This is a genomic window from Marinifilum caeruleilacunae, from assembly GCF_013141825.1.
GTDB classification, from domain to species: Bacteria; Bacteroidota; Bacteroidia; order Bacteroidales; family Marinifilaceae; genus Marinifilum; species Marinifilum caeruleilacunae.
In genome coordinates, this window is record NZ_RZNH01000004.1 from 41,545 (window position 1) to 64,305 (window position 22,761).

Annotated in this window: 23 protein-coding genes; 10 read left to right on the top strand and 13 right to left on the bottom strand. The window is 36.2% G+C overall.

Going from position 1 to position 22,761, the window contains the following annotated elements:
* Window positions 1-47 precede the first annotated feature (47 nt).
* The 3 genes from ELS83_RS03915 to ELS83_RS03925 form a co-directional block, all read right to left on the bottom strand.
* A complete protein-coding gene (locus ELS83_RS03915; RefSeq protein WP_171594222.1) occupies window positions 48-1,325 on the bottom strand; it encodes a glycosyltransferase in 1,278 nt (425 codons plus the stop codon).
* A 161-nt stretch (window positions 1,326-1,486) separates the two neighbouring features.
* Window positions 1,487-1,879 (bottom strand): phospholipase, encoded by a 393-nt coding sequence (locus ELS83_RS03920; protein WP_171594223.1) that lies wholly within the window; start codon window positions 1,877-1,879, stop codon window positions 1,487-1,489.
* 157 nt (window positions 1,880-2,036) lie between these two features.
* Entirely contained in the window at window positions 2,037-2,726 is a 690-nt protein-coding gene (locus tag ELS83_RS03925; RefSeq protein WP_171594224.1) for a hypothetical protein, read from the bottom strand.
* A 238-nt stretch (window positions 2,727-2,964) separates the two neighbouring features.
* On the opposite strand from ELS83_RS03925, the gene ELS83_RS03930 reads away from it, so the two are divergent.
* On the top strand, window positions 2,965-4,191 hold the full coding sequence (locus ELS83_RS03930; RefSeq protein ID WP_171594225.1) for a carboxypeptidase-like regulatory domain-containing protein: 1,227 nt from the start codon (window positions 2,965-2,967) through the stop codon (window positions 4,189-4,191).
* Between the two features lie 60 nt (window positions 4,192-4,251).
* Here the strand turns inward: ELS83_RS03930 and ELS83_RS03935 are convergent, their stop codons facing one another.
* The 8 genes from ELS83_RS03935 to ELS83_RS03970 all read right to left on the bottom strand — a co-directional run bounded on the left by ELS83_RS03935 (window position 4,252) and on the right by ELS83_RS03970 (window position 9,831).
* Window positions 4,252-4,776: a GNAT family N-acetyltransferase gene (locus ELS83_RS03935; RefSeq protein ID WP_171594226.1), complete on the bottom strand. Its 525-nt coding sequence runs from the start codon at window positions 4,774-4,776 to the stop codon at window positions 4,252-4,254.
* Window positions 4,777-4,905: 129 nt separating this feature from the next.
* Window positions 4,906-5,322 (bottom strand): DUF5606 family protein, encoded by a 417-nt coding sequence (locus ELS83_RS03940; RefSeq protein ID WP_171594227.1) that lies wholly within the window; start codon window positions 5,320-5,322, stop codon window positions 4,906-4,908.
* A 91-nt stretch (window positions 5,323-5,413) separates the two neighbouring features.
* Window positions 5,414-6,136 carry a TerB family tellurite resistance protein gene (locus ELS83_RS03945; RefSeq protein ID WP_171594228.1) on the bottom strand — a complete coding sequence of 241 codons (723 nt, stop codon included), beginning with the start codon at window positions 6,134-6,136 and terminating at the stop codon, window positions 5,414-5,416.
* Between the two features lie 126 nt (window positions 6,137-6,262).
* Window positions 6,263-6,850, bottom strand: coding sequence for a dephospho-CoA kinase (coaE, locus tag ELS83_RS03950; protein ID WP_171594229.1), 588 nt, complete (start codon window positions 6,848-6,850; stop codon window positions 6,263-6,265).
* A 9-nt stretch (window positions 6,851-6,859) separates the two neighbouring features.
* Complete coding sequence (locus ELS83_RS03955) at window positions 6,860-7,873, bottom strand: CdaR family protein (RefSeq protein ID WP_171594230.1); 1,014 nt, start codon at window positions 7,871-7,873, stop codon at window positions 6,860-6,862.
* A gap of 49 nt (window positions 7,874-7,922) precedes the next feature.
* A complete protein-coding gene (yajC, locus tag ELS83_RS03960; RefSeq protein WP_171594231.1) occupies window positions 7,923-8,240 on the bottom strand; it encodes a preprotein translocase subunit YajC in 318 nt (105 codons plus the stop codon).
* Between the two features lie 61 nt (window positions 8,241-8,301).
* The gene (locus tag ELS83_RS03965; protein WP_171594232.1) at window positions 8,302-8,757 is read right to left on the bottom strand and encodes a DUF1573 domain-containing protein; all 456 of its coding nucleotides are present in this window, start codon (window positions 8,755-8,757) and stop codon (window positions 8,302-8,304) included.
* Window positions 8,758-8,880: 123 nt separating this feature from the next.
* Window positions 8,881-9,831, bottom strand: a complete 951-nt coding sequence (locus ELS83_RS03970) for a transcription antitermination protein NusB (RefSeq protein WP_171594233.1) — start codon at window positions 9,829-9,831, stop codon at window positions 8,881-8,883.
* 286 nt (window positions 9,832-10,117) lie between these two features.
* On the opposite strand from ELS83_RS03970, the gene ELS83_RS03975 reads away from it, so the two are divergent.
* From ELS83_RS03975 to ELS83_RS03985, 3 genes are all read left to right on the top strand, one after another.
* A complete protein-coding gene (locus ELS83_RS03975) occupies window positions 10,118-10,513 on the top strand; it encodes a DUF3276 family protein (protein ID WP_171594234.1) in 396 nt (131 codons plus the stop codon).
* A 339-nt stretch (window positions 10,514-10,852) separates the two neighbouring features.
* Window positions 10,853-13,363, top strand: coding sequence for a ferrous iron transport protein B (gene feoB, locus ELS83_RS03980; protein ID WP_171594235.1), 2,511 nt, complete (start codon window positions 10,853-10,855; stop codon window positions 13,361-13,363).
* Between the two features lie 4 nt (window positions 13,364-13,367).
* Window positions 13,368-13,577 carry a FeoB-associated Cys-rich membrane protein gene (locus tag ELS83_RS03985; RefSeq protein WP_171594236.1) on the top strand — a complete coding sequence of 70 codons (210 nt, stop codon included), beginning with the start codon at window positions 13,368-13,370 and terminating at the stop codon, window positions 13,575-13,577.
* Window positions 13,578-13,690: 113 nt separating this feature from the next.
* Here ELS83_RS03985 and ELS83_RS03990 read toward each other — a convergent pair whose 3' ends face one another.
* Together ELS83_RS03990 and arcC are read right to left on the bottom strand one after the other, a co-directional pair.
* Window positions 13,691-14,692 carry an ornithine carbamoyltransferase gene (locus tag ELS83_RS03990; RefSeq protein ID WP_171594237.1) on the bottom strand — a complete coding sequence of 334 codons (1,002 nt, stop codon included), beginning with the start codon at window positions 14,690-14,692 and terminating at the stop codon, window positions 13,691-13,693.
* A 94-nt stretch (window positions 14,693-14,786) separates the two neighbouring features.
* Entirely contained in the window at window positions 14,787-15,743 is a 957-nt protein-coding gene (arcC, locus tag ELS83_RS03995; RefSeq protein WP_171594238.1) for a carbamate kinase, read from the bottom strand.
* A gap of 441 nt (window positions 15,744-16,184) precedes the next feature.
* Between arcC and ELS83_RS04000 the strand changes: the two genes are divergently transcribed.
* From ELS83_RS04000 to ELS83_RS04025, 6 genes are all read left to right on the top strand, one after another.
* On the top strand, window positions 16,185-16,865 hold the full coding sequence (locus ELS83_RS04000) for a hypothetical protein (RefSeq protein ID WP_171594239.1): 681 nt from the start codon (window positions 16,185-16,187) through the stop codon (window positions 16,863-16,865).
* A 126-nt stretch (window positions 16,866-16,991) separates the two neighbouring features.
* Window positions 16,992-19,388 carry an FtsK/SpoIIIE family DNA translocase gene (locus tag ELS83_RS04005; RefSeq protein ID WP_171594240.1) on the top strand — a complete coding sequence of 799 codons (2,397 nt, stop codon included), beginning with the start codon at window positions 16,992-16,994 and terminating at the stop codon, window positions 19,386-19,388.
* Between the two features lie 52 nt (window positions 19,389-19,440).
* Window positions 19,441-20,082, top strand: a complete 642-nt coding sequence (lolA1, locus tag ELS83_RS04010) for an outer membrane lipoprotein periplasmic chaperone LolA1 (protein WP_171594241.1) — start codon at window positions 19,441-19,443, stop codon at window positions 20,080-20,082.
* Between the two features lie 146 nt (window positions 20,083-20,228).
* Window positions 20,229-21,413, top strand: a complete 1,185-nt coding sequence (locus tag ELS83_RS04015; RefSeq protein ID WP_171594242.1) for an Lnb N-terminal periplasmic domain-containing protein — start codon at window positions 20,229-20,231, stop codon at window positions 21,411-21,413.
* Complete coding sequence (locus ELS83_RS04020; RefSeq protein ID WP_171594243.1) at window positions 21,413-22,168, top strand: acyl-[acyl-carrier-protein] thioesterase; 756 nt, start codon at window positions 21,413-21,415, stop codon at window positions 22,166-22,168. The genes ELS83_RS04015 and ELS83_RS04020 overlap by 1 nt, the downstream gene beginning before the upstream one ends.
* 11 nt (window positions 22,169-22,179) lie before the next feature.
* On the top strand, window positions 22,180-22,743 hold the full coding sequence (locus ELS83_RS04025; RefSeq protein WP_171594244.1) for a hypothetical protein: 564 nt from the start codon (window positions 22,180-22,182) through the stop codon (window positions 22,741-22,743).
* The last annotated feature ends 18 nt before the right edge of the window (window positions 22,744-22,761 follow it).

Below are 22,761 nucleotides of genomic sequence, written 5' to 3' on the forward strand. Positions count from 1 at the left end.
AAGATTCTTAAAAGTAAAAAGTCTGTAACAAGTTTGATCGAATTACACTAATATTCCCTAAGAATAAGCTCTAGTAATTTCTCAATATCATTTTCATTTCTCATCTGCTTTGCAATTGTTTCTGCATTTTTCTTGTAAACTGGATTTTGCAACAGATCCAGAAGCTTGCTTTCGAAATTTTTGCGATTTAACTTCTTTATAGAGTTCCCTTTTGGGCCCACCTCCAATTGATGAATGGTTTTATTCCAGAAAAACTGGTCGATAAAATGAGGTATGATTAAATTAGCACATGCATATTTCAAGGCAGTATGTGTAGTACCCGAACCGCCATGGTGAACAACGGCATAGACCATTGGCATAATCCATTCATAAGGAATCTGATTCACAAAATGGATATGATCTGCATGGCTCTCGGGTTGAATTAAACCACCCCAGGAAGTATTCACAATAGCAGGAATTTTATGCTTTTCTAAAACAGAAAGTATTGCCTTTGTTTTTTCTAACGGATTTGAATTTGAGATGCTTCCAAAGGTAATGAACACAATTTTTTGATACTTCTTCAAAAATCCAATTAACTTCTTATCGGCTTGCCAATTCTTCAACTTATTGCGCTCATAATAACCAACAACATTGGCATTTTGAGGCCAATATTCAGGCTGCTTAAACAGCGATGGTGAAAGCATGTAAACCGATTTGCAACGATTCAGCAAGGCTCTTTTTATGCTTACAGGATTCAGCTTAGCTCCTTGTATTTCTTTGTGATATTTTTTCGTTGAAAAATAAACTGCTATCGATAAAATCACAGTTTGAAGCCGGTATGTAAATGAATTTAGTATCGTTCCATAATTGCCTCCACCCGAGAAACCAATGATAGAGTGTTGTTTCACCTTGTGAAGAAAACAAGGAAAGGGATGAACAAATATTGCCCGCCCCGGATTCTGAAGCTCCCATAAAATCGGGTAAACACATTTCTGATTGAAAAAAACATAGTCGGCTTGCTCCTGCTCAAGAATCTCATGTTGCCTGGCAAGTACTTCTTTATTAATTTTAATTGACTTTACAGCCAACCCAATCAGCACTTTAACACGACTCAACCAGGAACCACTTCTGCTTGTAAGTTGTTTCGATTTCTCACTGGTAATCAGCAGCTCCAGAAATTCTTTGGTAAAAGGATAAAAGCTAGTATTTTCACCCTCTACCAATTCTCGGAATTGTTCTGGAAACACATAAATCACCTCCCAATTTTTGCTCCTGAGAATTTCTCCCAAAGCAAACAGAGGTTCAATATCTCCCCGGCTTCCTAACGAAAATAAAATGGCTTTCAATGCTCTTGATGGATTAATTTTGAAATCATGAATTTACAAAACAATCGCCCGGAAACAAACTTGTACTGACTTGAAATTACATCCATAATTAAGAAATGAGAGAGGGCACAAAAAAACCGTCCTGTAATACAAAACGGTTCAGTCATATCTTATATGTTCTATTATTTCACCAACATAAATACCAATTCTGATTTAATTACAGAAGGCATTTCAATTTCACGCAATTCCAGGCTTCTCATCCAGCCTTCAATCTCTTTTTCTTTTAGGCTATACAATACTTCACGGAATTCATCAATCTGATCATCATTGTAGTCGTTCTCCTCGTAATTTTTATAAGCATCCAGTTCCTCATCTTCATAATAGATGATTTCTTCGGACATCTTATTAAGCAAGTCGGTTTCGCAAATCTCATGCGCACCGCAACACTCTTCCATTGGCTCGGCCTCTGGTTCTTCTTCCATCTCCCCCTTGCGTGCTCTTAGCTTTTGTCCAATCCAGGTAGAAAGGAAAGCAATAAGGGCAATCACTACAAGTGATATCAATAAAACTTTCATGTGTGCAAAGCTAAAAATTAAGATCTATTAAATCAAGATATCTAGATATACTTTTAAACACAAGATTCACTATTTCTATTCAAAAACAAATGAAAAACCATGAATTACAGAAGCAAAGCCTAAGCAATTCATGGTTTAAATTATTCTTTCCTATCTCTTATTTCTTTCCTGTAGCTTTCTCGTATTGCTTTTTGAAAAGATTTCTTTGGTTGGTCATAAACTCAAGTTTTTCATTTAACTCCTTTTGTTCTGCTTCCAACCTTTTAATTTCCTTTCGTAACCAACCCAGTTTGCCATCCTTTTCTTTAATAATTTGCTCTTTGGCAGCTACGGCTTCTTTTGCTTTTTGCTTTTCTGTATCAAGTTTTTTCTTGTCCCATTCGGCTTCTACACTTGCGGTTTTTAGTTCTTGTGCCAGTTTAGTAGAGTCTGCCTTTAGTTCTTTAATTTGCTTGTTCAAATCGGCAATAGCGTCTTCGTTATTACTGTTTCTATTGATCAAATCGTTGTATTTGGCAAGTGTTTCCTGCAATTTGGATTTTAAGGCTGTTGTATCTGATGCCAACCCCATTAACTCTGTGCTCATCTCATCGATCTCGGTATTCTTTTTTGCATTGCTCTCAGCCATGCTGTTTTTCATCTCGTTAAACTCGGCCAAAGTTTTATCCAGTTTTGAGTTTAACTGATCGATATGTTTTTTCTTTTTTGAATTTTCCTTATCTAAGGCTGATACTTTAGCATCGCTTCGACGTTTTGCATACTCCAGTTCTTCATATTTCTTCTTCGAAACCACGCATGAAGTAAGCATTAATGATGCCAAAGACAGAACAAGCAATTTACTTTTCATAGGACATTTGTTTTATTTCGGTAGTAAATCTTTTCTATTAATAACAGAATTACAAGCGAAGATATTTTTTATTCAACAAAAAATAAATATTTCTGAATAAAATTAACATTTTTTAAAGGGATTCTGTTCACATTCACTTTTCTTGCTCTGATATTAACATATCTTTGTAAGAGGCTTTGGTCAAATACGATTTGGCAAAGAATTTGATTGAACGAAAAAAGAAATAATCCTACATATCATGCAAAAGTTTAAATTATTGCTTGTAATGCTCTGCGCATTCTCTCTTGTTGGTTTTGCACAAGAGAATGAAACAAAAGATGAAAAGTCTGAAATTATCAGAATTGTTGGAAAGCTTAGCAACAAACAAAACAATGAGCCAATTCCATTTGCCAATGTCGGCGTGATTGGGTCTTATATTGGAGCGGCATCGAACCTGGATGGAATTTTTGAGTTTAAAATTCCGGGAAAGTATCGTGAAAGAATGATTCAGGCTTCTGCAGTTGGATTTTCGACTTATACAGCTAAAGTTGCAGATTGCATAGGTGTAGATACTCTTGAGATTGTACTTACACCTAAAAACTACAACATTGGAGAGGTTGAAATTATGGCTGAATCGCTTGTTTTACAAAAGAGAATAAAAACGGCATTGGAAAGAATTCCAGACAATTATTTACAGACTCCATTTAATTACGATGTGTATTACCGTTCGGAGAAGTTTGAAAATAAAGAACTAAACCGCTTGCGCGAAGCTGCTGTAAGAATTTATGATGACAAAGGATATCAGCGCGCCGACGCGTACCAGGTTTTTAAAGAGCGAGGCTACAAGTTTCTACAGGTAAGAAAGAATTTTGAGCCAGCTTCATTGGCTGATGGTTCTACTTTTTTGGACGAATTGCTTGAAATGGATATTGTTAGAAGCCGAGGCAATGTTTTAAATGGCAATCACATTAGCTTTTACGATTTAAAATTAGATCAGATTACCGAGTATGAAAATGATTCAATTTGGGTAATTAGTTACAAGAGCAAACGCCCAATGCTTAGTAATACGGGTGATTACTATGCAAAAAGTTATTCTGGAAAACTTTACATCAAAACCAAAGATTACGCTGTAATTAAAAATGAAACTCATGTTGTTGCCACCAATTACTCTCCGCAGGGAAGAAGTTTTTATGTGAACGAAAACCGACAGGATTGGAAGCCACTAAAAATTGAGTACGATTTTAGCGTAACCTACAAACAACATTCGGGCAGATACTACCTAAGCTATGTAACTTACAAGCGTCATCACGAATTAAAGGAAAAAGAGACGGACATTCCAAAATCAATTGATATCAATACGGAGATGTTGATTACGAAGATCAATACCGAAAATCCGGAAGTAATTGAAAAAAGAGCTTATTATGAGAATATGCCTTACGATAAAAAGTTTTGGGAGTCGTACAATATCATCTTCGATGGAGAATAAAATATTGGTTTAAAAAAGAGAAACGCACAGAGTTCTGGTTCTGTGCGTTTTTTTATTCTTTTATACTCTTACAATGGTATACACCATCTGATCCATAAATTGTCCGTTCTTATAAATGGCTGATTTTTGAATCGATTCCAATTCAAATCCAGCTTTTTCAAGTACAACGGATGAAGCTTTGTTGCCCGAAAAAACATAAGCATACAAACGTACGATCGAAAAATTCTGAAAGGCCAATTCAACCATCTCTTTTACCACATTGGTCATGATGCCTTTGTTCCAGTATTCCTCGCCCAACCAATATCCCAATTCTGCTGATTTTCGATAAACATCCTGCTGTTTTTCTACTCCAATTGCTCCAATTACCTTATCGTTAAGGGTGATTGCCAAGTTATAGGAATCAATGCTTCTATTGGCAAAACGAATCCACTGAACGGCATCTGAATAGGTATATGGCTTTGGAAAACTATCTTTCAGAAATTTGGCCACAGCCATATTATCTGCATGCCTTACCAAGCTATCCTCATCACCTTTTTGCCATTTTCTTAAAATCACATTTTGTACGCCTATTTTTACCGTTTCCATAACACAAGCATTTTAATTTCTTACAACAACACTCAACAAGTTCTTGAAAATATTGATTCAACGCAATTTTCAGGCACAAAAAAACCGCCCTCGAACGAAGGCGGTTGGCAAATTATTTCGAATTGAAAATTACTCTTCAGTATTTTCAGCTTCTTCTTCTTTGTCAAGTTCTTCAAGAAGATTATTTTCCTGTAGCAAATTGTACCACTGGAATACTTTCTTCATATCAGATACGTAAACGCGATCTTCGTCGTAGTTTGGCAATACTTCTGCCATATATCCTTTCAATTCGTTTCCTGAAGCTTTATGGCTAATTGCTTTTCCACCGTTTTCTTTCTCTTTAATGTTTTTGAAAACGTCAGCCAAAGGCACATCTCCTTCATCGGTAAAAATTGCGATATCTTCCAATGCGCTAATTTTTGAAGTTGCATAAGCTGGCATGCGTTTTTTGTCAACCAACGATTCAACAATTAAAGCATTCTTTGCATTTGATACCATTTTAAAAAGACCTGAATGTCCTGATATAGCTAATATTCCTTTCAACATATTTTCAAATTTTAATTTTGGAAGCACAAATTTATAATTCCATTGTATTTTATAAAACTATTTGGCAAAAAATAGTTCGAAAGCTTTAAAATTAAGCAAATCCTCGTTCCTTTTTAATTTTCTCGAAGGCTTCATTTACTTTCTGAAACTTCTCTTTAGCAGCCTCTTGCACATCTTCACCTAAATAACTCACCTTATCGGGATGATATTTTACCGCCATTTTTTTATAGGCTTTCTTAATTTCCTCGTCGCTTGCATCTTTCGTAAGTCCAAGAATTTTATAGCTTGAATCTGTATCCTGAACAAACATCGACTTAATAGAAGAATAATCACTCCCCTGTATTCCCAGGTAGTAGGATATCTTATCGATTACCGATTGCTCTGCACTTGAAATCGATCCATCGGCCTGTGCGATCCCAAATAAAAAGTGCATTAATTGCAGTCTTGAAGAGTAATCAAGGTTGGCTTGCACTTGTCGGCAAACTTCTTCAACTGGAATGTTTTGCTTTAAGATATCTTTCAGCATTCCTACGGCTTCGGTAGCTTTGCTCACACCAAAGCTTTTTACCAGGTTGGCTTTTACGTAATCCAGCTCCGAACGAAGAACTTTCCCATCAGATTTCATTACAGCAGCAACCAATATCAAAAGACTAACAACAAAATCTCCTTGTCGTGTTTTAGGGTTTGATTTTATAGATTCTACATCAATTGTTTCAAATGCCGAACCAATTAAAAAACCAAGGATTCCACCAATCGGTCCTCCTAATAAGACCCAGCCTAATCCACCGGCTATCCATTTTCCATATTTACCCATATTCTGGTAATCAATTTTAAAATTTACAAACTGGCAAACATTACCAGAAAGCGTTAAAGATAGTATAATTCAGGGGTTTTATCAGATTTATCCTAAAACCTTAACAAAGTTTAACAGCTGTTGCCTTTACTTGTTAAGAGCCAGAATTTGTTCGTGAATCCTGATAATCTGGGGCAGAATAAGATCTGTATTGTTATGGATCACATAATCCGCTTTTTTTATTTTTATCTTCTCGTCAAGCTGGTTTTTCATTCTTTCCATTACAGCATTTCGGTCGACTCCATCACGATCCATTACTCTTTGTATTCTGAGCTCTTCATTGGCCGTTACACAAATAATCTTGTCGAAGTTCTTGTACAAGCCCGTATCGAATAATATGGCCGACTCCTGTATTACGTAAGGTGCTTGTTGTCTTTCACTCCAATTTTGAAAATCGCTTCTCACCACAGGGTGAACAATTCCATTTACGTCTTGTAGGGCACCGGGTTCATTAAAAATAATATCAGCAAGAAACTTTCTATTTAAAGCTCCATTTTCATGATATACTTCTTTTCCAAATCTGCTAATCAAACGAGATCTGATTTCATCACTTTCAACCATCAGGCGTTTGGCTTCCAAATCGGAAACATAGACAGGGATCTTTATCAATTTAAAGACCTCGGCCACAATGGATTTTCCAGTACCAATTCCGCCAGTTAAGCCTATTTTTATCATGATAAATTCTTATTGAACTGAATTGCGTTTTTCGATGAGGAAAGTAACGGTTTGTGGGTAAAACCTAACATTGGAAACAAAATCAGGGCTTCGTTTCAATTCTACCTTTAGTTTGTTTCCATCACCTTGTGTGGCTTCCAAATAATCAACTCTCAGGTCGAAATGATCTTCGGTGATATTTTCGTACTTGTTCATTCCCACAAAGTAAGATAGTTTTACATCTCCGGGAAATAATCTTAACAAGACCGAATCGGGCAGGTTATCTACTTTTATAGGCACATTTTTATTTGCCTCGGTAAATCGTTCCACCGGAATGTTTACTTTCACTTTTTTAGGTGAGAATGATATTCCTTTAATCTTATTAAAGTCGATTTCCTTCTCTGTTGTCTTTTTTAAGCCCGACAGTTCCAACAATTCTGTTTTGGCAATAAATACCGAATCGAGTAATGATTGAGGACCTTTTACAAGTACACTATCGAACTCAGGAAGAATGATTCCACCCTGCATAAATTGCTGTTCGTAATTCAGTTTTAGGTTCAACTCTACGGGAACTTTCTTTTCCAGGATAGGTGAAAACTGAAAGCGAATTGTATCCGGACTGATTGACTCCAGTTGAATTCCTGTTGACAACTCCTTCTCTACTCTTGCAGTGATACTTGAGGTAAGCAGGTTATACGAATTCAACGAACTGCCTGTAATTCTGTTATTGGTATATTTGTTTACATCAAAAGGATTTGATAAAAAAGCCGTACTTAGCTTGTAACGAAGCAAATACAAACCATTTGCTTTTACGCGAAGACTAAGTTTTTTAGGAAGTTCATTGGTTAGCACCTTATCTTCCGGCAGGTTCATATAATATACCGGGTAATTAATATTGGTAGTATACTCTTTACTCAGAGCATTCAAAAACCAAAAAATGGTTGACAATCCAACAAAGAATAAATAAACCAATAGCTTTTTATTCGATGTAATTTTTTCTTTGTTAAAGTATCCTTTTAGTTTTTGAAGATCGAGATTATTCAAGGCGCTTAATGTTTAGAAAAGCTGTGCCCTGTAGGCACAGCCTGATAAATTATTTTTGAGCAACGTCACCCATGTCTTTTACAACCGCAGCTTTATCAACTTTCAAACGGTTTTGTCCTTCAACTTCCATGATAATTGCACGTTCCTGAATCTCCAAAACTTTTCCGTAAATACCACCAGTTGTAACAATTTTATCACCTTTTTTCAATTCTTCGCGGAATTTTCTTAGTTCCTTCTGTTTTTTCATCTGAGGACGAATCATGAAGAAATAAAATACCACAATAATTAAAATCAAAGGAATAAAGGAAGTTAAACCTCCTTGACCTTCTGCAGGCTGAGTCATCAATAAGATGTTTAGCATATTCATTTCAATCCAAATTTAATGGTCTTTCGACCGATTTATTATAAAATTACAAATCATTTAATTACTATTCCACATTTGCTGAGATAAACAGCTTTTTCTTTTTCTGCAAAGTGTTGCTGTAAATTGTGATCACTTTGTATTGTTTTCCATATCGTCCTTTAGAATTGAACTCAATGGTAATTTTCGATTCTTCTCCGACTTTAATGGGCTCTTTCTTCCACTTGAATTCGGCACATCCGCAACCACTCTCAATCTTCCTGATAATCAGATTACTTTCACCTATATTCTTAAAGTAGAAATCGCATACTCCAATTTCACCCTCCGAAATCTTCCCAAATTTATGTATTTCTTTAGTAAACTCAAACTTAGGATACTTCCCACTTGCTGTCTCTATCTTATTTCCAGAATTGGAATGGCTTCCATTTTTCGAATCACCACTTACACAACTCAACATTAACAAAGGCAGCAATAAAACAGCCAATCTTAGATCTACTTTATATTTATACTTTCGACTATTCATACATTAATTTTCGGATTTCGAAAGTACAAAATTTTCCATGAATCTATTCATCTTAGATCATATAAAACAAAAATGCGCAGCTCAACTGAACTGCGCACTTTACATATCATTTCAAAAGTAGACTTACACTTCTCCAACAAGTCCTCGGCCTACTTTTTTCACTTTACCACTCTCCTTTAATTCCTTAACCAGCTTATCGAGAATACCATTAATAAAGTTGCTCGAATTAGAGGTACTGTAATACTTCGCAATTTCAAGATATTCATTAAAGCTAACCTTTACTGGTACATTCGGGAATTCTTTCAATTCAGTAAGAGCCAATTCCATAATCAGGATATCCATGAAAGCAATTCGCTCCAAATCCCAGTTCTTGGTATTTTGCTGAATTAGCTCCACGTGCTCGGTATGATTCACTACCGCTTTACGGAACAATGTTTTCACATAGTCTTCATCTTCATCATCTTTAAACAATGACATGATTGATGTATGCTGATCATCATTCTCTTTTAACCCTTTAACTGTTTTAATTACCATGCTGATAATGAACTCAACTTCATCGTTCCAGTAAATACTCTTTTCTTCCATTAAAGAGTAGAAATCTTCATCAGCTGCAACAAGAGACAGGAAAAATTTCTCCACAAACTTCTTATCATCCTGGTATGAATTACTATCAGCATTCATGTAATTGATGTACAAGTCCGACTTCATCAACTTATCAAACAACAGTCTGATGTAATCTTCCTGGTCGGTCCATGTAATTGTATTGGAATCAGCATAACTGTTTAACTGAATATTTTCAGCCAGCTGTCTAATTACTTTGTTATCGATAAATCGTGTATTGGGATTAAGATCCTCCTGGCTAGGGATAATTTTGGCTTTGGCTGTTTCAATCTTTTTCTCTGAAACAAAAGCAAGCTCTACAATCAGCAGAAGCAAGTAATGGTACAAATCGTAAGCTTTACCTATACTGAAAAACAATTCTTTCTCAGCTTTTGCAATGGTGCGATCCTGGTTTTTGTAGTACGCATACAGCAATTGCAATACTTTCACTCGAAGTAATCTTCTACTAATCATATCCTTAAAGAACTTTTACAAAATTATTATTGTGGCTGCAAAATTAGACTTTTTTTATAACCCAACAAGTATTTTTGAAAAAAACAGTAAAAAGAATTAAAGATCAGAGTATCCTCTATTTTACATATAACAAATCCGTGTAAGTCAATCAATGCCAATTGAAAAGGTTTGCATACTGATTTTAAATTACCTTTTTACGATAATAAATTACTAACACATAGCAATTAGTACACAGATTTTTTTATTTTTGAAGACAATAAACAGAATAAATTAAAATTTATTTGAAATGGAAGGTTACGACAATAAAGAAGGATATGGAAAAAATAATCGCGACGAAATATTTTCTAATGCGGTTAGGGCTGGAAAAAGGACGTACTTCTTTGATGTAAAAGCAACAAGGAAAAACGACTACTACTTAACAATTACTGAAAGTAAAAAACGTTACGACAAGGAAGGGAATTACTCTTTCGAGAAACACAAAGTATTCCTGTACAAGGAGGATTTCGACAAATTCTCTGAAGGATTATTAGAAGCATTGGACTTTATCAGAGCTTCTAATAAGGAAAATGAAAAGGTGGAAGAACTGTTCGTAACCGAAGAACAAAATACAAGCTCGGAACTAATTGAGGGATTGGAAGCCGAGACCTATTCAAATGTTGAGTTTGAAGATTTATCAGAGTAAAAGTTTACTACCATACTTGAAAAGCTGCTTTAAACAAGCAGCTTTTTTTGATTCTTGAAATATCTTGCCAATAAATTGTGCAAAACTATTACATTTGCATACGGACATATTTTTATTAAGTCCAAAGAAACAACAAAACACCATACCGCGCTAAACACTTATTTAAGAAAAAATACCTATTAGTAGGGATTGTGAATCATGGAATTTTCCCATACGTTTGACGGAACGTTTAGGAAAGGTTTTGTTGATTTTTCCATTGTGGCTTAGGCCAACTATTACAACGCTTACAAGTCCATTTAAAGACTTGTATATTCTATTTTTTAAGGAAATTAAGGACAAATGAAACTATCTGAGTTAACAGATAATCAAAAAGGTATAATTATAAAAGTACAGGGGCACGGTGCATTTCGAAAAAGAATTACCGAAATGGGCTTTGTAAAAGGCAAAAAAGTAACTGTCATTAAAAATGCTCCTTTAAAAGACCCTGTTGAATATGAAATAATGGGGTACGAAGTATCCCTGCGCCGTAGCGAAGCTGCATTAATCGAAGTGATTACCAAAGACGAGGCTGATGAAGTTAAAATTTCTGATTTTGGTGGCACCATTAGCGATGAAATCTTAAAAACTTCTGCTAAAGAGAAAGGAAAAAGAATCAATGTTGCTTTAGTGGGAAATCCAAATGCAGGTAAAACTACCTTGTTCAATTTTGCCTCCGGTTCGAAAGAGCATGTTGGAAACTACAGCGGAGTAACGGTTGACTCTAAACAAGCCAAAGTGAAGCAAAATGGCTATCATTTTGACGTAACCGATTTACCCGGAACATACTCGCTTACAGCATATACCCCTGAAGAACTATTTGTTCGAAAATATATTTTAGGTGAACGACCTGATGTGGTTGTGAATGTAGTAGATGCCTCAAACCTTGAGAGAAACCTCTACCTAACCACCCAGTTAATCGACATGGACATTAAGGTGATTATTGCCTTAAACATGTATGATGAACTGGAAAAAAAGGGCGCTAGATTCAACTATAAGGCCTTATCAAAAATGCTGGGCATTCCAATTGTTCCTACCGTAGGATCAAAGGGAAAAGGAATCTCCGACCTCTTCGATAAAGTGATCGAAGTTTATGAAGACAGAGATCCTATTGTACGCCATATTCATATTAATTATGGATCTCAGGTTGAGAAGGCTATTACTAAAATTCAAAAGTTTATTAAAGAAGATGATAAGCTTTCTGCCAAAGCCTCTCCCCGATTCCTGAGCATTAAACTTCTGGAAAATGATGAGAGTGCTCGTTTCCTGGTTAAAGACAGCAAGAATCATTTCGAAATTAAGGATACGGTAAAAGAGCAAATCAATAAAATAGAATCGGAATTTAACGAGGTTTGCGAAACCGTAATTACCGATGCCAAATACGGATTTATTGATGGTGCACTAAAAGAAACCTACAAGGAAAGTCCGGTTAAACGCAGACGTAAAACTACCATTATCGATACCTTTTTAACACACAAACTATTTGGGTTCCCAATCTTTTTTGTGTTCATGTTTCTAACATTTTATGCAACTTTTAACCTGGGAGAATATCCAATGAATTGGATTGACATGGGAGTTGCTGAATTGGGAGGATTGATAGAAAAATGGATGTCACCCGGACCTTTAAAAGACCTGATTGTTGATGGGATTATTGGAGGTGTTGGTGGTGTAATTGTCTTTTTGCCTAACATTCTAATCCTCTTCTTCTTTATCTCCTTTATGGAAGATACTGGTTATATGGCCAGGGCTGCATTTATTATGGACAAGCTGATGCACAAAATTGGTTTGCACGGTAAATCATTTATTCCTTTGGTAATGGGATTTGGGTGTAATGTACCTGCAATGATGGCAACCAGAACACTCGAAAACAGGAACGACCGCATTCTCACCATGCTGATTATACCATTCATGTCGTGTAGTGCACGTCTGCCAGTATATATTTTAATTATTGGAACCTTTTTCCCGACCAATGCAAGCCTTGTATTGTTTGGAATTTATATTCTGGGAATTCTTTTGGCGATAATTTTTGCAAAAGTATTCAAAGCAAGTTTTTTTAAATCGAAAGATGCTCCATTTGTAATGGAACTTCCTCCGTACCGAATCCCTACCCTAAAAACCACAATTCGACACATGTGGAATAAAGGCTTTCAGTACCTTAAAAAAATGGGTGGTGTAATATTAATTGCCTCAATCATTATTTGGGCTTTGGGATATTTTCCAAGAGACATTGAGTACTCGAAGGATTACGACCAGCTAATAGAGCAGGTATCCATCGATTTTGATCAGAAAATTGCATCTTCAGATCATTCCAATCAGTTGGATATTGAATCCTTAACAGAGGCCAAGAATGAAAAAGTTGCACAATTGCACAATGCAATGCTGGAAGAGAGACAAGAGAGCTCTTACATTGGCAGAATTGGCCATTTTGTAGCTCCAACTTTGCATCCATTGGGATTTGACTGGAAAATGACGGTAAGTATTTTAACCGGAATTGCAGCAAAAGAAGTTGTTGTAAGCACCATGGGTGTTCTCTACCAGGAAGGCGAACAAGATGAATCAAGCGAAGGACTAAGAAATAAATTAAAGGAGCAAACTTTCACGGGCTCTCACAGAACCGGCGAAAAAGTATTTAATCCAATATCGGCTCTTTCCTTCCTGATTTTTATACTGATTTACTTCCCATGCGTGGCCGTTGTAGTGACACTGGTGAAAGAATCGAATTGGAAATGGGCAACATTTGTTGTATTTTATACAACCGGCCTGGCATGGCTGGCATCCTTCCTTGTATATCAAGTAGGAAATTTAATCATGTAGTAATATGAGCATACAATTAATTCTGACATACCTAATTATTGCCTATGCGGTTGGTTACACTTGCTATCATACGGTTCGTATGATTATGAAGCAAAGAGAATCGGCCTGTGGAGGTGGCTGTAGCGGATGCGAAATTAAGGATGAGATAAAGAAAAGAGGCATACAGCCTGTAAAGATCAATAAAAACGACAGCTTTACATATATCAAAAATTAATTCATTCTTACAATACTGTAAAACTGAACTCTTACAAAAAATACAATATCATAATACAATAAAAAAGGGATAACATTTGTTATCCCTTTTCCTTTATCTTTTTTAAAGCTTAATTATGCTCCTAAAGTAGCAACCATTACAGCTTTAATAGTATGCATACGGTTCTCAGCTTCGTCGAATACAATCGATGCTGGAGATTCGAATACGTCTTCAGTTACTTCCATACCATCTAAACCAAACTTCTGGAAAATTTCTTCACCAACTTTAGTTTCTCTGTTGTGGAAAGCTGGAAGACAGTGCATGAATTTACATTTAGCATTTCCTGTAGCATCCATTAATTCTGTATTCACCTGGTAAGGTTTCAACAATTCGATACGCTCTGCCCATACTGAATCTGGCTCACCCATTGATACCCAAACGTCAGTATAAAGGAAATCACAACCTTTAACACCACCTTTAGCGTCATCAGTAATTGTAATTTTAGCACCAGTTTCTTTAGCAATCTCTTCACATTGAGCTACCAATTCAGTTTCTGGTTGCAATGAAGCAGGACCGATAATTCTAACATCCATACCCATAATTGCAGCACCTACCATTAAAGAGTTAGCCATATTGTTTCTAGCATCACCTAAGTAAGCAAAAGAAACCTGGTGTAATGGCTTGTCAGTGTGCTCCATCATTGTTAAGAAGTCAGCCAAAATTTGAGTTGGGTGGAATTCATCAGTTAAACCATTCCATACAGGAACACCTGCATATTTAGCCAATTCTTCAACAACAGTTTGACCAAAACCACGGTACTCAATTCCATCATACATTCTACCCAATACACGAGCAGTATCAGCCATAGACTCTTTCTGACCAATTTGAGATCCTGAAGGACCTAAATAAGTTACGTGAGCTCCCTGATCGTAAGCAGCTGTTTCGAAAGCACAACGAGTACGAGTTGAAGACTTTTCAAAAATCAAAGCAATGTTCTTACCTTTAAGTTTTTGCTCTTCAGTACCAGCATATTTTGCCTTTTTAAGGTCTGCTGAAAGATCAAGTAAAAATTTCATTTCTTTTGGAGTGAAATCCAAAAGCTTCAAAAAGTGTCTGTTTCTAAGATTGAAAGCCATTGTTATAATTTTTAAATAGGATAAACAAATATTTGTCAAAATTAGAATCTTGCAACAACATAACAAAGTAATGTTACAAGATTCTTAGCGAATTTTAGTTTTCGTATTCCATGGTAATTTTACTACCATACTTTTTGTCCTCAAGCTTAGTAGCTTCGGTGATTACCGATTTTTTACCACCATTCTGAATAAACTCAAGACAAGCTCTGATTTTTGGAGCCATACTACCTTCTGCAAACTGACCATCTTTCATTAACTCCATGGTATCTTTGTAGTCAAGGAACTCAAGAATTTCTTCGTTTGGCTGCTTGAAGTTTTTGTAGATATATGGAACATCAGTTAAAATGTAGAACTCATCAGCTTTAATTCTTGCACCAATCAATGCTGAAGCAAGGTCTTTATCGATTACACCTTCTACCGGACAAATCTGACCATCAGCATCTTCATATACTGGCACACCACCACCACCAACAGTGATAACGATATTGCCTTCACGAGCCAACTTGGAAACAATATCTTCATTCATTACTCGCATTGGTCTTGGCGATGGTACTACTCTTCTCCAACCACCATCAGCTTTAACTTCTTCTTTAAAAATCCACCCTTTATCAGCAGCTAAAGCATCTGCCTGTTCTTTGGTGTAAATTTTACCTACACGTTTTGTTGGATTTTCGAAAGCCGGATCGTTCTTATCAACGACTACCTGAGTTACCAAAGTAATCACATCTTTCTTGATGCCATGCTTTTTCAAAATATTTCTCAGGTTACGCTCAATCATGTAACCAATTCCGCCTTGCGAATCAGCAACATCGATATCCAAAGGCATCTGAGGAATATTGTACAATTGCTCACCTGCATCATTTCTCATCAGGATGTTACCAACCTGAGGACCATTACCATGAGCCAAAATAATATCATATCCTTCTTTGATAAGGAAAATCAAATTTTCAAGAGTATCTGTTGTATTCGCATTTTGCTCTTCAACAGTACCTTTCTGATTGCCTCGAAGCAACGCATTACCTCCTAAGGCTACAACTGCTAATTTATTCATTACTTTTCGCTTTATGTTTTTCTTGTTAGTTCTGCAAATCTAAAAAAATAAATTACAAAACAAGAAAATTTGCATTTTTTTAAAAACTTTTTCACACCCTGTTTTTCAACACATTACAAAGATCTCATTTTTACTGTTTAGTAATAAAACTTCTAAATTGATGAATTTCAAAGCAAACTGAAAACCAAATATCACTCGTTTGCGCAGATTCAATTAAACAATGCTGTTATGTTCAGCCCAACAGAGAGTGAATAAAATCGAGAATGATTCATTACTTTTCCCAGTCTAAAACCAAATCTTTGATTATTCGTAGATACTTTTAATTGTTTTATGAAACAAGAATCATTTTTTAACATTTATTCTAAGATGTTTTTATACATTTAGGAAATGTTTTGATTCACTTAAGAGCAAACTATTATTTCACAAACTCGGTTGTTTTTTATGAGGCTAGCTATTTTCATCCTTTTATCGGCACTAATCTTAACTTCCTGTAATGATAAGTCAGGAAAATCTGAACATGTTGATGAAGGAATCATTGTATATAATGTAAGCTATTTTGCCTCCGAAAAAGAAAACCCGATTGTTGCTCTTTTGCCGAATAAGGTAGAGTTGCGATTTAAGGAGAACAATATCAGTCTTACTTCGGAAGGTTATCTTGGTTTTTTCAGCACTAAATTTATTTCGAATTACGATTGTGAAAAAAGCCATATCCTTCTTAAGGTTTTAAGCAACAAATTTAATTACGAGTTTCCCAAAGACGAAATTGCATTTATCTACAACCAATTGCCTCCTAGCAAAATCAAACACCTTGATGAAGTAAAAATGATTGCTGGTTACGAGTGTAAGGTGGCAAAACTTTTTTTCGAGGACAAGACAATAAATCCAATCAAAGTAGCGTATACAGAAGAAATTGGTCTTGCAAATCCAAATAGAAATACACCGTTACACGAAATTGAAGGTGTATTAATGGAATTTGAAACTACAATGAACAAAATCAAGACAAGATTTACGGCCAAAAGTGTAAGTCTGGAAGAAGTAAATTCTGAAGAATTTATTGTGCCGGATGATTACGTACTTTCCGATAAAGCTACATTAAAAAAATACATTGTAGATTTCAATTAGTTAACGAATTAAGCAGAATTTAATCTTTTGTGAACAGCGAATTCTGTGGATTTCCAAGCCATTTTTATTACTTTTACATAAATTTCGCAACAGCGTGACCTAAAGTACACACTGAAAAACAAACGAATGGCTACAAAAAAGAAATCAAAAGCAAAATCCAAAAGAAAGATATTTTCGAAACCCAAATTTTTAACTGATGAAAGAACCCGTTTTATTTTAGGGATTACTCTTTCTCTATTTACCCTTTATACCAGTTTGGCTTTTGTTTCTTTCTTTTTTACCGGCGGAGCCGATCAAAGCAAGTTAGATATAAAATGGCTTGAGCTGATCACCGATTCGGAGATTCGTGTTGAAAACTGGACCGGAAAAACAGGTGCCTACCTTTCAAATTTATTCATCAACAAAGGATTTGGAATTGCGTCCTTCTCATTTTTATATGTTATGCTTGTGCTATCCTTACGTTCCTGGGGAGTAAAAATTCAATCGCTACGAAAAAGCATTCTTTATACTTTACTATTTAGCATTTGGCTTTCTATTGGAATGGCTTTTGTTTTTGTTGATTCAACCAGTGATTCCTTTCTGTTCCTAGGTGGTTCGCATGGCTTCTTTATTAGCGAATGGCTGATATCAATTATTGGAAGTGTTGGAACCCTGTTCGTGCTGATTTTAACTCTCTTGTGTATTCTAACCTTTGGCTTTCAAAACACAGTTGGCTTCTTTAAAGGATTAGTGAAGCGCAAAGAAAAAGCAACAGAAGAAACTCCGATACAGGAAGAAGTAGAAGAAGAACTTGTTGCAGACAATTCGAAAGAAGAGAGTTTTGAAGAAGAAACATTTCAGGATATTCCTGAATTTGAACCGGAAGTATTATTGAGCACTGAGCCTGAAATCCCTGTTGAGCAAATTGATGAAACAATACCAGCTGAAAACAAGGACGAAGATGATGTAGAGTTAAAAATAGAAGCTGTACGAGCACAGGAAGAAACGGTACCGATTAACCAGGAACCTTTGGAGGATTTTGATCCAACATTAGACCTTTCGAGATATAAATTTCCAACCATCGACTTGTTGGAAGATCATCAAATTAATAATTCAATCGTAAGTAAGGAAGAACTGGAATCCAACAAGAATAAAATTGTTGAAACCCTTCGCCACTATAAGATTGAAATTGTGCAAATTAAAGCAACCATTGGTCCAACGGTTACTTTATATGAAATTGTTCCGGCGCCAGGTGTAAGGATTTCGAAAATTAAAAACCTGGAAGACGATATTGCATTGAGCTTGTCGGCACTAGGAATTCGTATTATAGCACCAATTCCAGGAAAAGGAACCATTGGTATCGAGGTACCAAATCGTACTCCTGAAATTGTATCGATGAAAAATATTATTGCGTCGAAAAAATTCCAGGAATCGAAATTTGCCCTGCCCGTTGCATTGGGTAGAACCATTTCGAACGAAACTTACACCCTCGACCTAACGAAAATGCCTCACCTTTTGGTAGCGGGTGCTACCGGACAAGGTAAGTCGGTTGGATTGAATGCAATCATCACATCCTTGCTGTACAAGAAGCATCCGTCGCAATTGAAGTTCGTGTTAATTGATCCGAAAAAGGTAGAATTGAGTATTTACTCTACCATTGAGAAACACTTTCTGGCCAAATTGCCCGATGAAGAAGAACCAATCATTACCGATATCCATAAGGTAATTACGACTTTGAACTCTTTGTGTATTGAAATGGACTCTCGATATGACCTTTTGAAAAAGGCACATGCGAGAAACATTAAGGAGTACAATGCCAAGTTTGTTAAACGCAAATTAAATCCGGAAAACGGACACAGATATTTGCCATACATTGTTGTAATTATTGATGAGTTTGCAGATTTAATTATGACTGCCGGTAAAGAGGTGGAAGCACCAATTGCCCGAATTGCGCAGTTGGCCCGTGCCATTGGTATTCATATGATTATTGCAACTCAGCGACCTTCTACCAATATTATTACTGGTGTGATTAAGGCCAATTTCCCGGCCCGAATTGCCTTTAAAGTTGCCTCGATGATCGATTCCAGAACCATTTTGGATAGTCCTGGAGCCAACCAGCTAATCGGACGAGGTGATATGCTGGTGTCAATAAGCAGCGATTTGGTTCGTGTACAGTGTGCCTTTGTTGATACTCCTGAGGTTGAAGCCATTACCGACTTTATTAAAGATCAGCAATCCTACCCTTCTGCACTGATGCTGCCCGAGTATGTTGGCGAATCGTCGGAAAGTACCGCAGGAGAAGTTGACCTGCAAAAACGAGATGCTTTGTTCGAAGAAGCGGCACGTTTGGTGGTTACTTCTCAGCAAGGATCCACTTCGGGAATTCAACGTCGATTCTCTATTGGTTACAATCGAGCAGGTAGAATTGTAGATCAGCTCGAAGCTGCTGGAATTGTTGGTCCATTTGAAGGTAGTAAAGCTCGCCAGGTACTGGTTCAGGATGAATATTCCTTAGAACAGCTACTAAATAACATTTCCAACTAGGTCTGGCACAATAATTGAATTAATCATCGAACAAACTATAAAATCAGAAAGAATGAAAAACTTTTTTTGTTTCCTCTTATTAGGACTGTTTAGTCTGAATGTATCAGCGCAAGATGCAAAAGCAAAAGCGATTTTAGATAAGGTATCAGAAATCAATAAAGAATACAAAAGCATTAAAGCTGAGTTTACTTTTTCAATGGACAATGAAGAAGAAGATATTCATGAGGTTTCGGAAGGTAGCATCTTACTAAAAGAAAATAAATACATGCTAAAATTAATGGGCGTTGACACCTATTTCGATGGCACAACCATGTATTCTCACATTATTGACGCCGAAGAAGTTAGCATTAAGGAACCAGACGAAGATGAAGACGAAGCCTTGAACCCAGCCAAGATTTTTTCCATTTACGAAAATGGTTTTACCTATAAATATGTAAATGAAGTTACTGAAGGTGGAATTAAGCTTCATGTAATCGATTTGTTCCCAACTGATGAAGAACGAGGTTTTACCCATATCAGGTTAAAAATTAACCAGGCAACAAATCAAATTAAAGCTTTAAAATCGGTTGGAAAAGATGGTAACGATGTAAGTATCGTTCTGAAAAAACTAAGTCCGAATATTGCTTTAAGCGATAAGGATTTTGTTTTCGATACTGCAGCAAATCCTGATGTTGATATCAACGATATGCGATAATAATTTTAAAGACAATATGTAATCCTCTGCTCATCGCAGGGGATTTTTTTATGCAATAAGTCGGTTTTTTACGCGTATTTATAAGCATACAATCATAACGAATCATGGGATTTTCCTTATCTTCGATCAGTTAAATATTCTTCCTTATGAAAAGATTTATATTCTTTATTGGACTACTTGCACTTAGTCTTCTCTCCCACACCAAACTATCGGCAAAGGAACTTTCAGAACAATCAGAAGTCAGCCTCTTAACCTGTACTCCGGGAGAAGAGATCTATTCGCACTGGGGACACTCGGCATTACGCTTTCGCGATCCTCAAAACAGGATTGATCTTGTATTCAACTATGGGACTTTTAATTTTAGAACCCCAAATTTCTATACAAAGTTTGCCAGGGGAAAATTAAAATATCGCCTGGCATATGAAACCTACCGCGATTTTCTGCCAGAATACATGCAATCGGGACAAGGTGTAACAGAGCAAAAGTTGAATTTAAATCTTGAATCGAGAAGAAAGCTTTTTAAAGCGGTGGTGGAAAACTACCGACCAGAAAATCGTTACTATAGCTACGATTTTTTATTCGATAACTGCTCCACTCGTATACGCGATATCATCGAAGCAAGTGTAGATGGTAAAATCGTGTACAAAGAAAATAACATACAGCCAAAAAGTTTTTGGAACCTGCTGGATGAATACATGGAGAATAGTCGTTGGGTTTACCTTGGCATTCACCTTATTTTAGGATCTCCTTGCGATGTTGAAGCAAGTCCGTACCAATACATGTTTTTGCCCGATTATATGATGTATGCTTTCGCAGATGCCAATATCGTTACCAATGGGCAAAGCATGCCTTTGGTTGCTAATACCCAAGAGGTACTGCAACCAGCCATCGATTATAAAATGACAATTTGGTACAAACGCCCAGGCTTTATTTTTGGTGTTTTAGCATTACTCATTGGCTTGGTTAGTTTGTTTTCACTCAAGAAAAAACGCAATTATCATATTATAGATCATTTGCTGTTTGGGGCTACAGGTTTATTGGGTTGGGTCATTATTTTCCTTTGGTTTTTTACCGATCACCAGGCAACAGGACCAAACTGGAATATTTTATGGGCTTTGCCATTCCATTTTCCAATGGCTAATATTTTCTTATTTAAAAAATCGAAAACATCCTACTATTACTTTTTCGGATTATCCATCATGTTATTATTGATTTTGGCAAGCTGGTCAATCATTCCACAATCCTTACCAAATGCAATGCTACCCATCGTAGCTTTACTATTAATCCGATCATTATTCATCATTAAAAAACTCAAAATCAAGTCGATTTAATGGACACATTGGAAGTGAATCAGGAAAAATTTACACAAAGCTTTAGAATTGGATCTTTCGATTCCGATTTTAAAGGTCGTGTAAAACTTACATCTATTTGTAATTACCTGCAGGAAATTGCAGGCATGCATGCCGATGCCCTAAATTGGGGAATTGATAAATTGATGCAACAAAACCTGTCGTGGGTGCTTACAAGATTAAAGGTAAAAGTATTGCAATATCCGAAATGGACCGAAGAAATTACAGTAGAAACCTGGCCTACAGGAATTGAAGGCTTATTCGGCAACAGGGATTTTAGAATACTCGACAGCCAGGGAAATGCAATCATACTGGCCAGCTCGTCCTGGTTAATCATTAACCTGAAAAGCAAAAGGCCAGCTCGTCCGCATAGCATTATCGAAAATGCAAAATTTGAGAATGCCGAAAAGGTGTTTCCTTCGCCATTGCAAAAACTTGTTACCAAGGTAAATTCGCAATCCAGCCTTGAAGTAAATGTTCACTTTAGTGATATTGATATCAATCAGCATGTAAACAATGTAAAGTATATCAAATGGATTATTGATTCTTGTCCTATCGAGAAATTACAATCGAATTGCATCGATGAGTTCATGATAAATTTTCTTCACGAAGCAAAATACAACGAACAGTTAAGCGTTTTCAATAATTGCAATGAAAACCAGGACGAATCACATTTCGAAATTAGAAACAATGCCAGCAATATTGAACATTGCCGTGCATCTATTAAATGGAAATAATTTACAAGTAAATGCAAGACTTTTTATCAGGCTTCGAATCAGCCTTTAGCTTACTAATATCCCTTTCATCTTTCGATCATTTTTTGTTATTGCTACTTTTTGGAATCGTTTTTCAGTTGAAAGATTGGAAGAGTTATTTTTCTCTCTTAGTAGCAATAAGCATAGGAACAATTGCTGGCTTTTTACTGGCAGCATTTAAAGTTACCTACTTTTCGGCATCGACCATAAAGCTGGTTTCGGCCATTGCATTTTGCGCGGTTGGCATTCATCATATGGTCTCCAATAGCTTATCGGCAAATGCCTTCAGATATAACTTTTTTGCTTTAATTGGCTTGATTACTGGAACCAGCATTAGTTTGTATTACCTAAGATCTTTTGGAAGCAATTTAAAATTCTTTCACCTTTCGGGATATAGCCTGGGAGTGGTAAGCGCTTTTTTTGTGATCTCTTTTGTTGGCATTTTAATTTCCTCGCTCATGCTTGCATTGTTTAAAACAGACAGGCGTAAGTTTAACCTTGCCATTTCTGGAATTGGAGTTGGCATGGCCATCATGCTGATTTATTTGAGGTATTAAAAAAAATGCGAATCATAA

Bases quoted from the DNA above. Each gene is read 5' to 3' on its own strand.
- ELS83_RS03920 (WP_171594223.1), bottom strand. From the start codon at position 1,879: ATGAAAGTTTTATTGATATCACTTGTAGTGATTGCCCTTATTGCTTTC.
- ELS83_RS03925 (WP_171594224.1), bottom strand. From the start codon at position 2,726: ATGAAAAGTAAATTGCTTGTTCTGTCTTTGGCATCATTAATGCTTACT.
- ELS83_RS03930 (WP_171594225.1), top strand. From the start codon at position 2,965: ATGCAAAAGTTTAAATTATTGCTTGTAATGCTCTGCGCATTCTCTCTT.
- ELS83_RS03935 (WP_171594226.1), bottom strand. From the start codon at position 4,776: ATGGAAACGGTAAAAATAGGCGTACAAAATGTGATTTTAAGAAAATGG.
- ELS83_RS03940 (WP_171594227.1), bottom strand. From the start codon at position 5,322: ATGTTGAAAGGAATATTAGCTATATCAGGACATTCAGGTCTTTTTAAA.
- ELS83_RS03945 (WP_171594228.1), bottom strand. From the start codon at position 6,136: ATGGGTAAATATGGAAAATGGATAGCCGGTGGATTAGGCTGGGTCTTA.
- coaE (WP_171594229.1), bottom strand. From the start codon at position 6,850: ATGATAAAAATAGGCTTAACTGGCGGAATTGGTACTGGAAAATCCATT.
- yajC (WP_171594231.1), bottom strand. From the start codon at position 8,240: ATGAATATGCTAAACATCTTATTGATGACTCAGCCTGCAGAAGGTCAA.
- ELS83_RS03965 (WP_171594232.1), bottom strand. From the start codon at position 8,757: ATGAATAGTCGAAAGTATAAATATAAAGTAGATCTAAGATTGGCTGTT.
- ELS83_RS03970 (WP_171594233.1), bottom strand. From the start codon at position 9,831: ATGATTAGTAGAAGATTACTTCGAGTGAAAGTATTGCAATTGCTGTAT.
- ELS83_RS03975 (WP_171594234.1), top strand. From the start codon at position 10,118: ATGGAAGGTTACGACAATAAAGAAGGATATGGAAAAAATAATCGCGAC.
- feoB (WP_171594235.1), top strand. From the start codon at position 10,853: ATGAAACTATCTGAGTTAACAGATAATCAAAAAGGTATAATTATAAAA.
- ELS83_RS03985 (WP_171594236.1), top strand. From the start codon at position 13,368: ATGAGCATACAATTAATTCTGACATACCTAATTATTGCCTATGCGGTT.
- ELS83_RS03990 (WP_171594237.1), bottom strand. From the start codon at position 14,692: ATGGCTTTCAATCTTAGAAACAGACACTTTTTGAAGCTTTTGGATTTC.
- arcC (WP_171594238.1), bottom strand. From the start codon at position 15,743: ATGAATAAATTAGCAGTTGTAGCCTTAGGAGGTAATGCGTTGCTTCGA.
- ELS83_RS04000 (WP_171594239.1), top strand. From the start codon at position 16,185: ATGAGGCTAGCTATTTTCATCCTTTTATCGGCACTAATCTTAACTTCC.
- ELS83_RS04005 (WP_171594240.1), top strand. From the start codon at position 16,992: ATGGCTACAAAAAAGAAATCAAAAGCAAAATCCAAAAGAAAGATATTT.
- lolA1 (WP_171594241.1), top strand. From the start codon at position 19,441: ATGAAAAACTTTTTTTGTTTCCTCTTATTAGGACTGTTTAGTCTGAAT.
- ELS83_RS04015 (WP_171594242.1), top strand. From the start codon at position 20,229: ATGAAAAGATTTATATTCTTTATTGGACTACTTGCACTTAGTCTTCTC.
- ELS83_RS04020 (WP_171594243.1), top strand. From the start codon at position 21,413: ATGGACACATTGGAAGTGAATCAGGAAAAATTTACACAAAGCTTTAGA.
- ELS83_RS04025 (WP_171594244.1), top strand. From the start codon at position 22,180: ATGCAAGACTTTTTATCAGGCTTCGAATCAGCCTTTAGCTTACTAATA.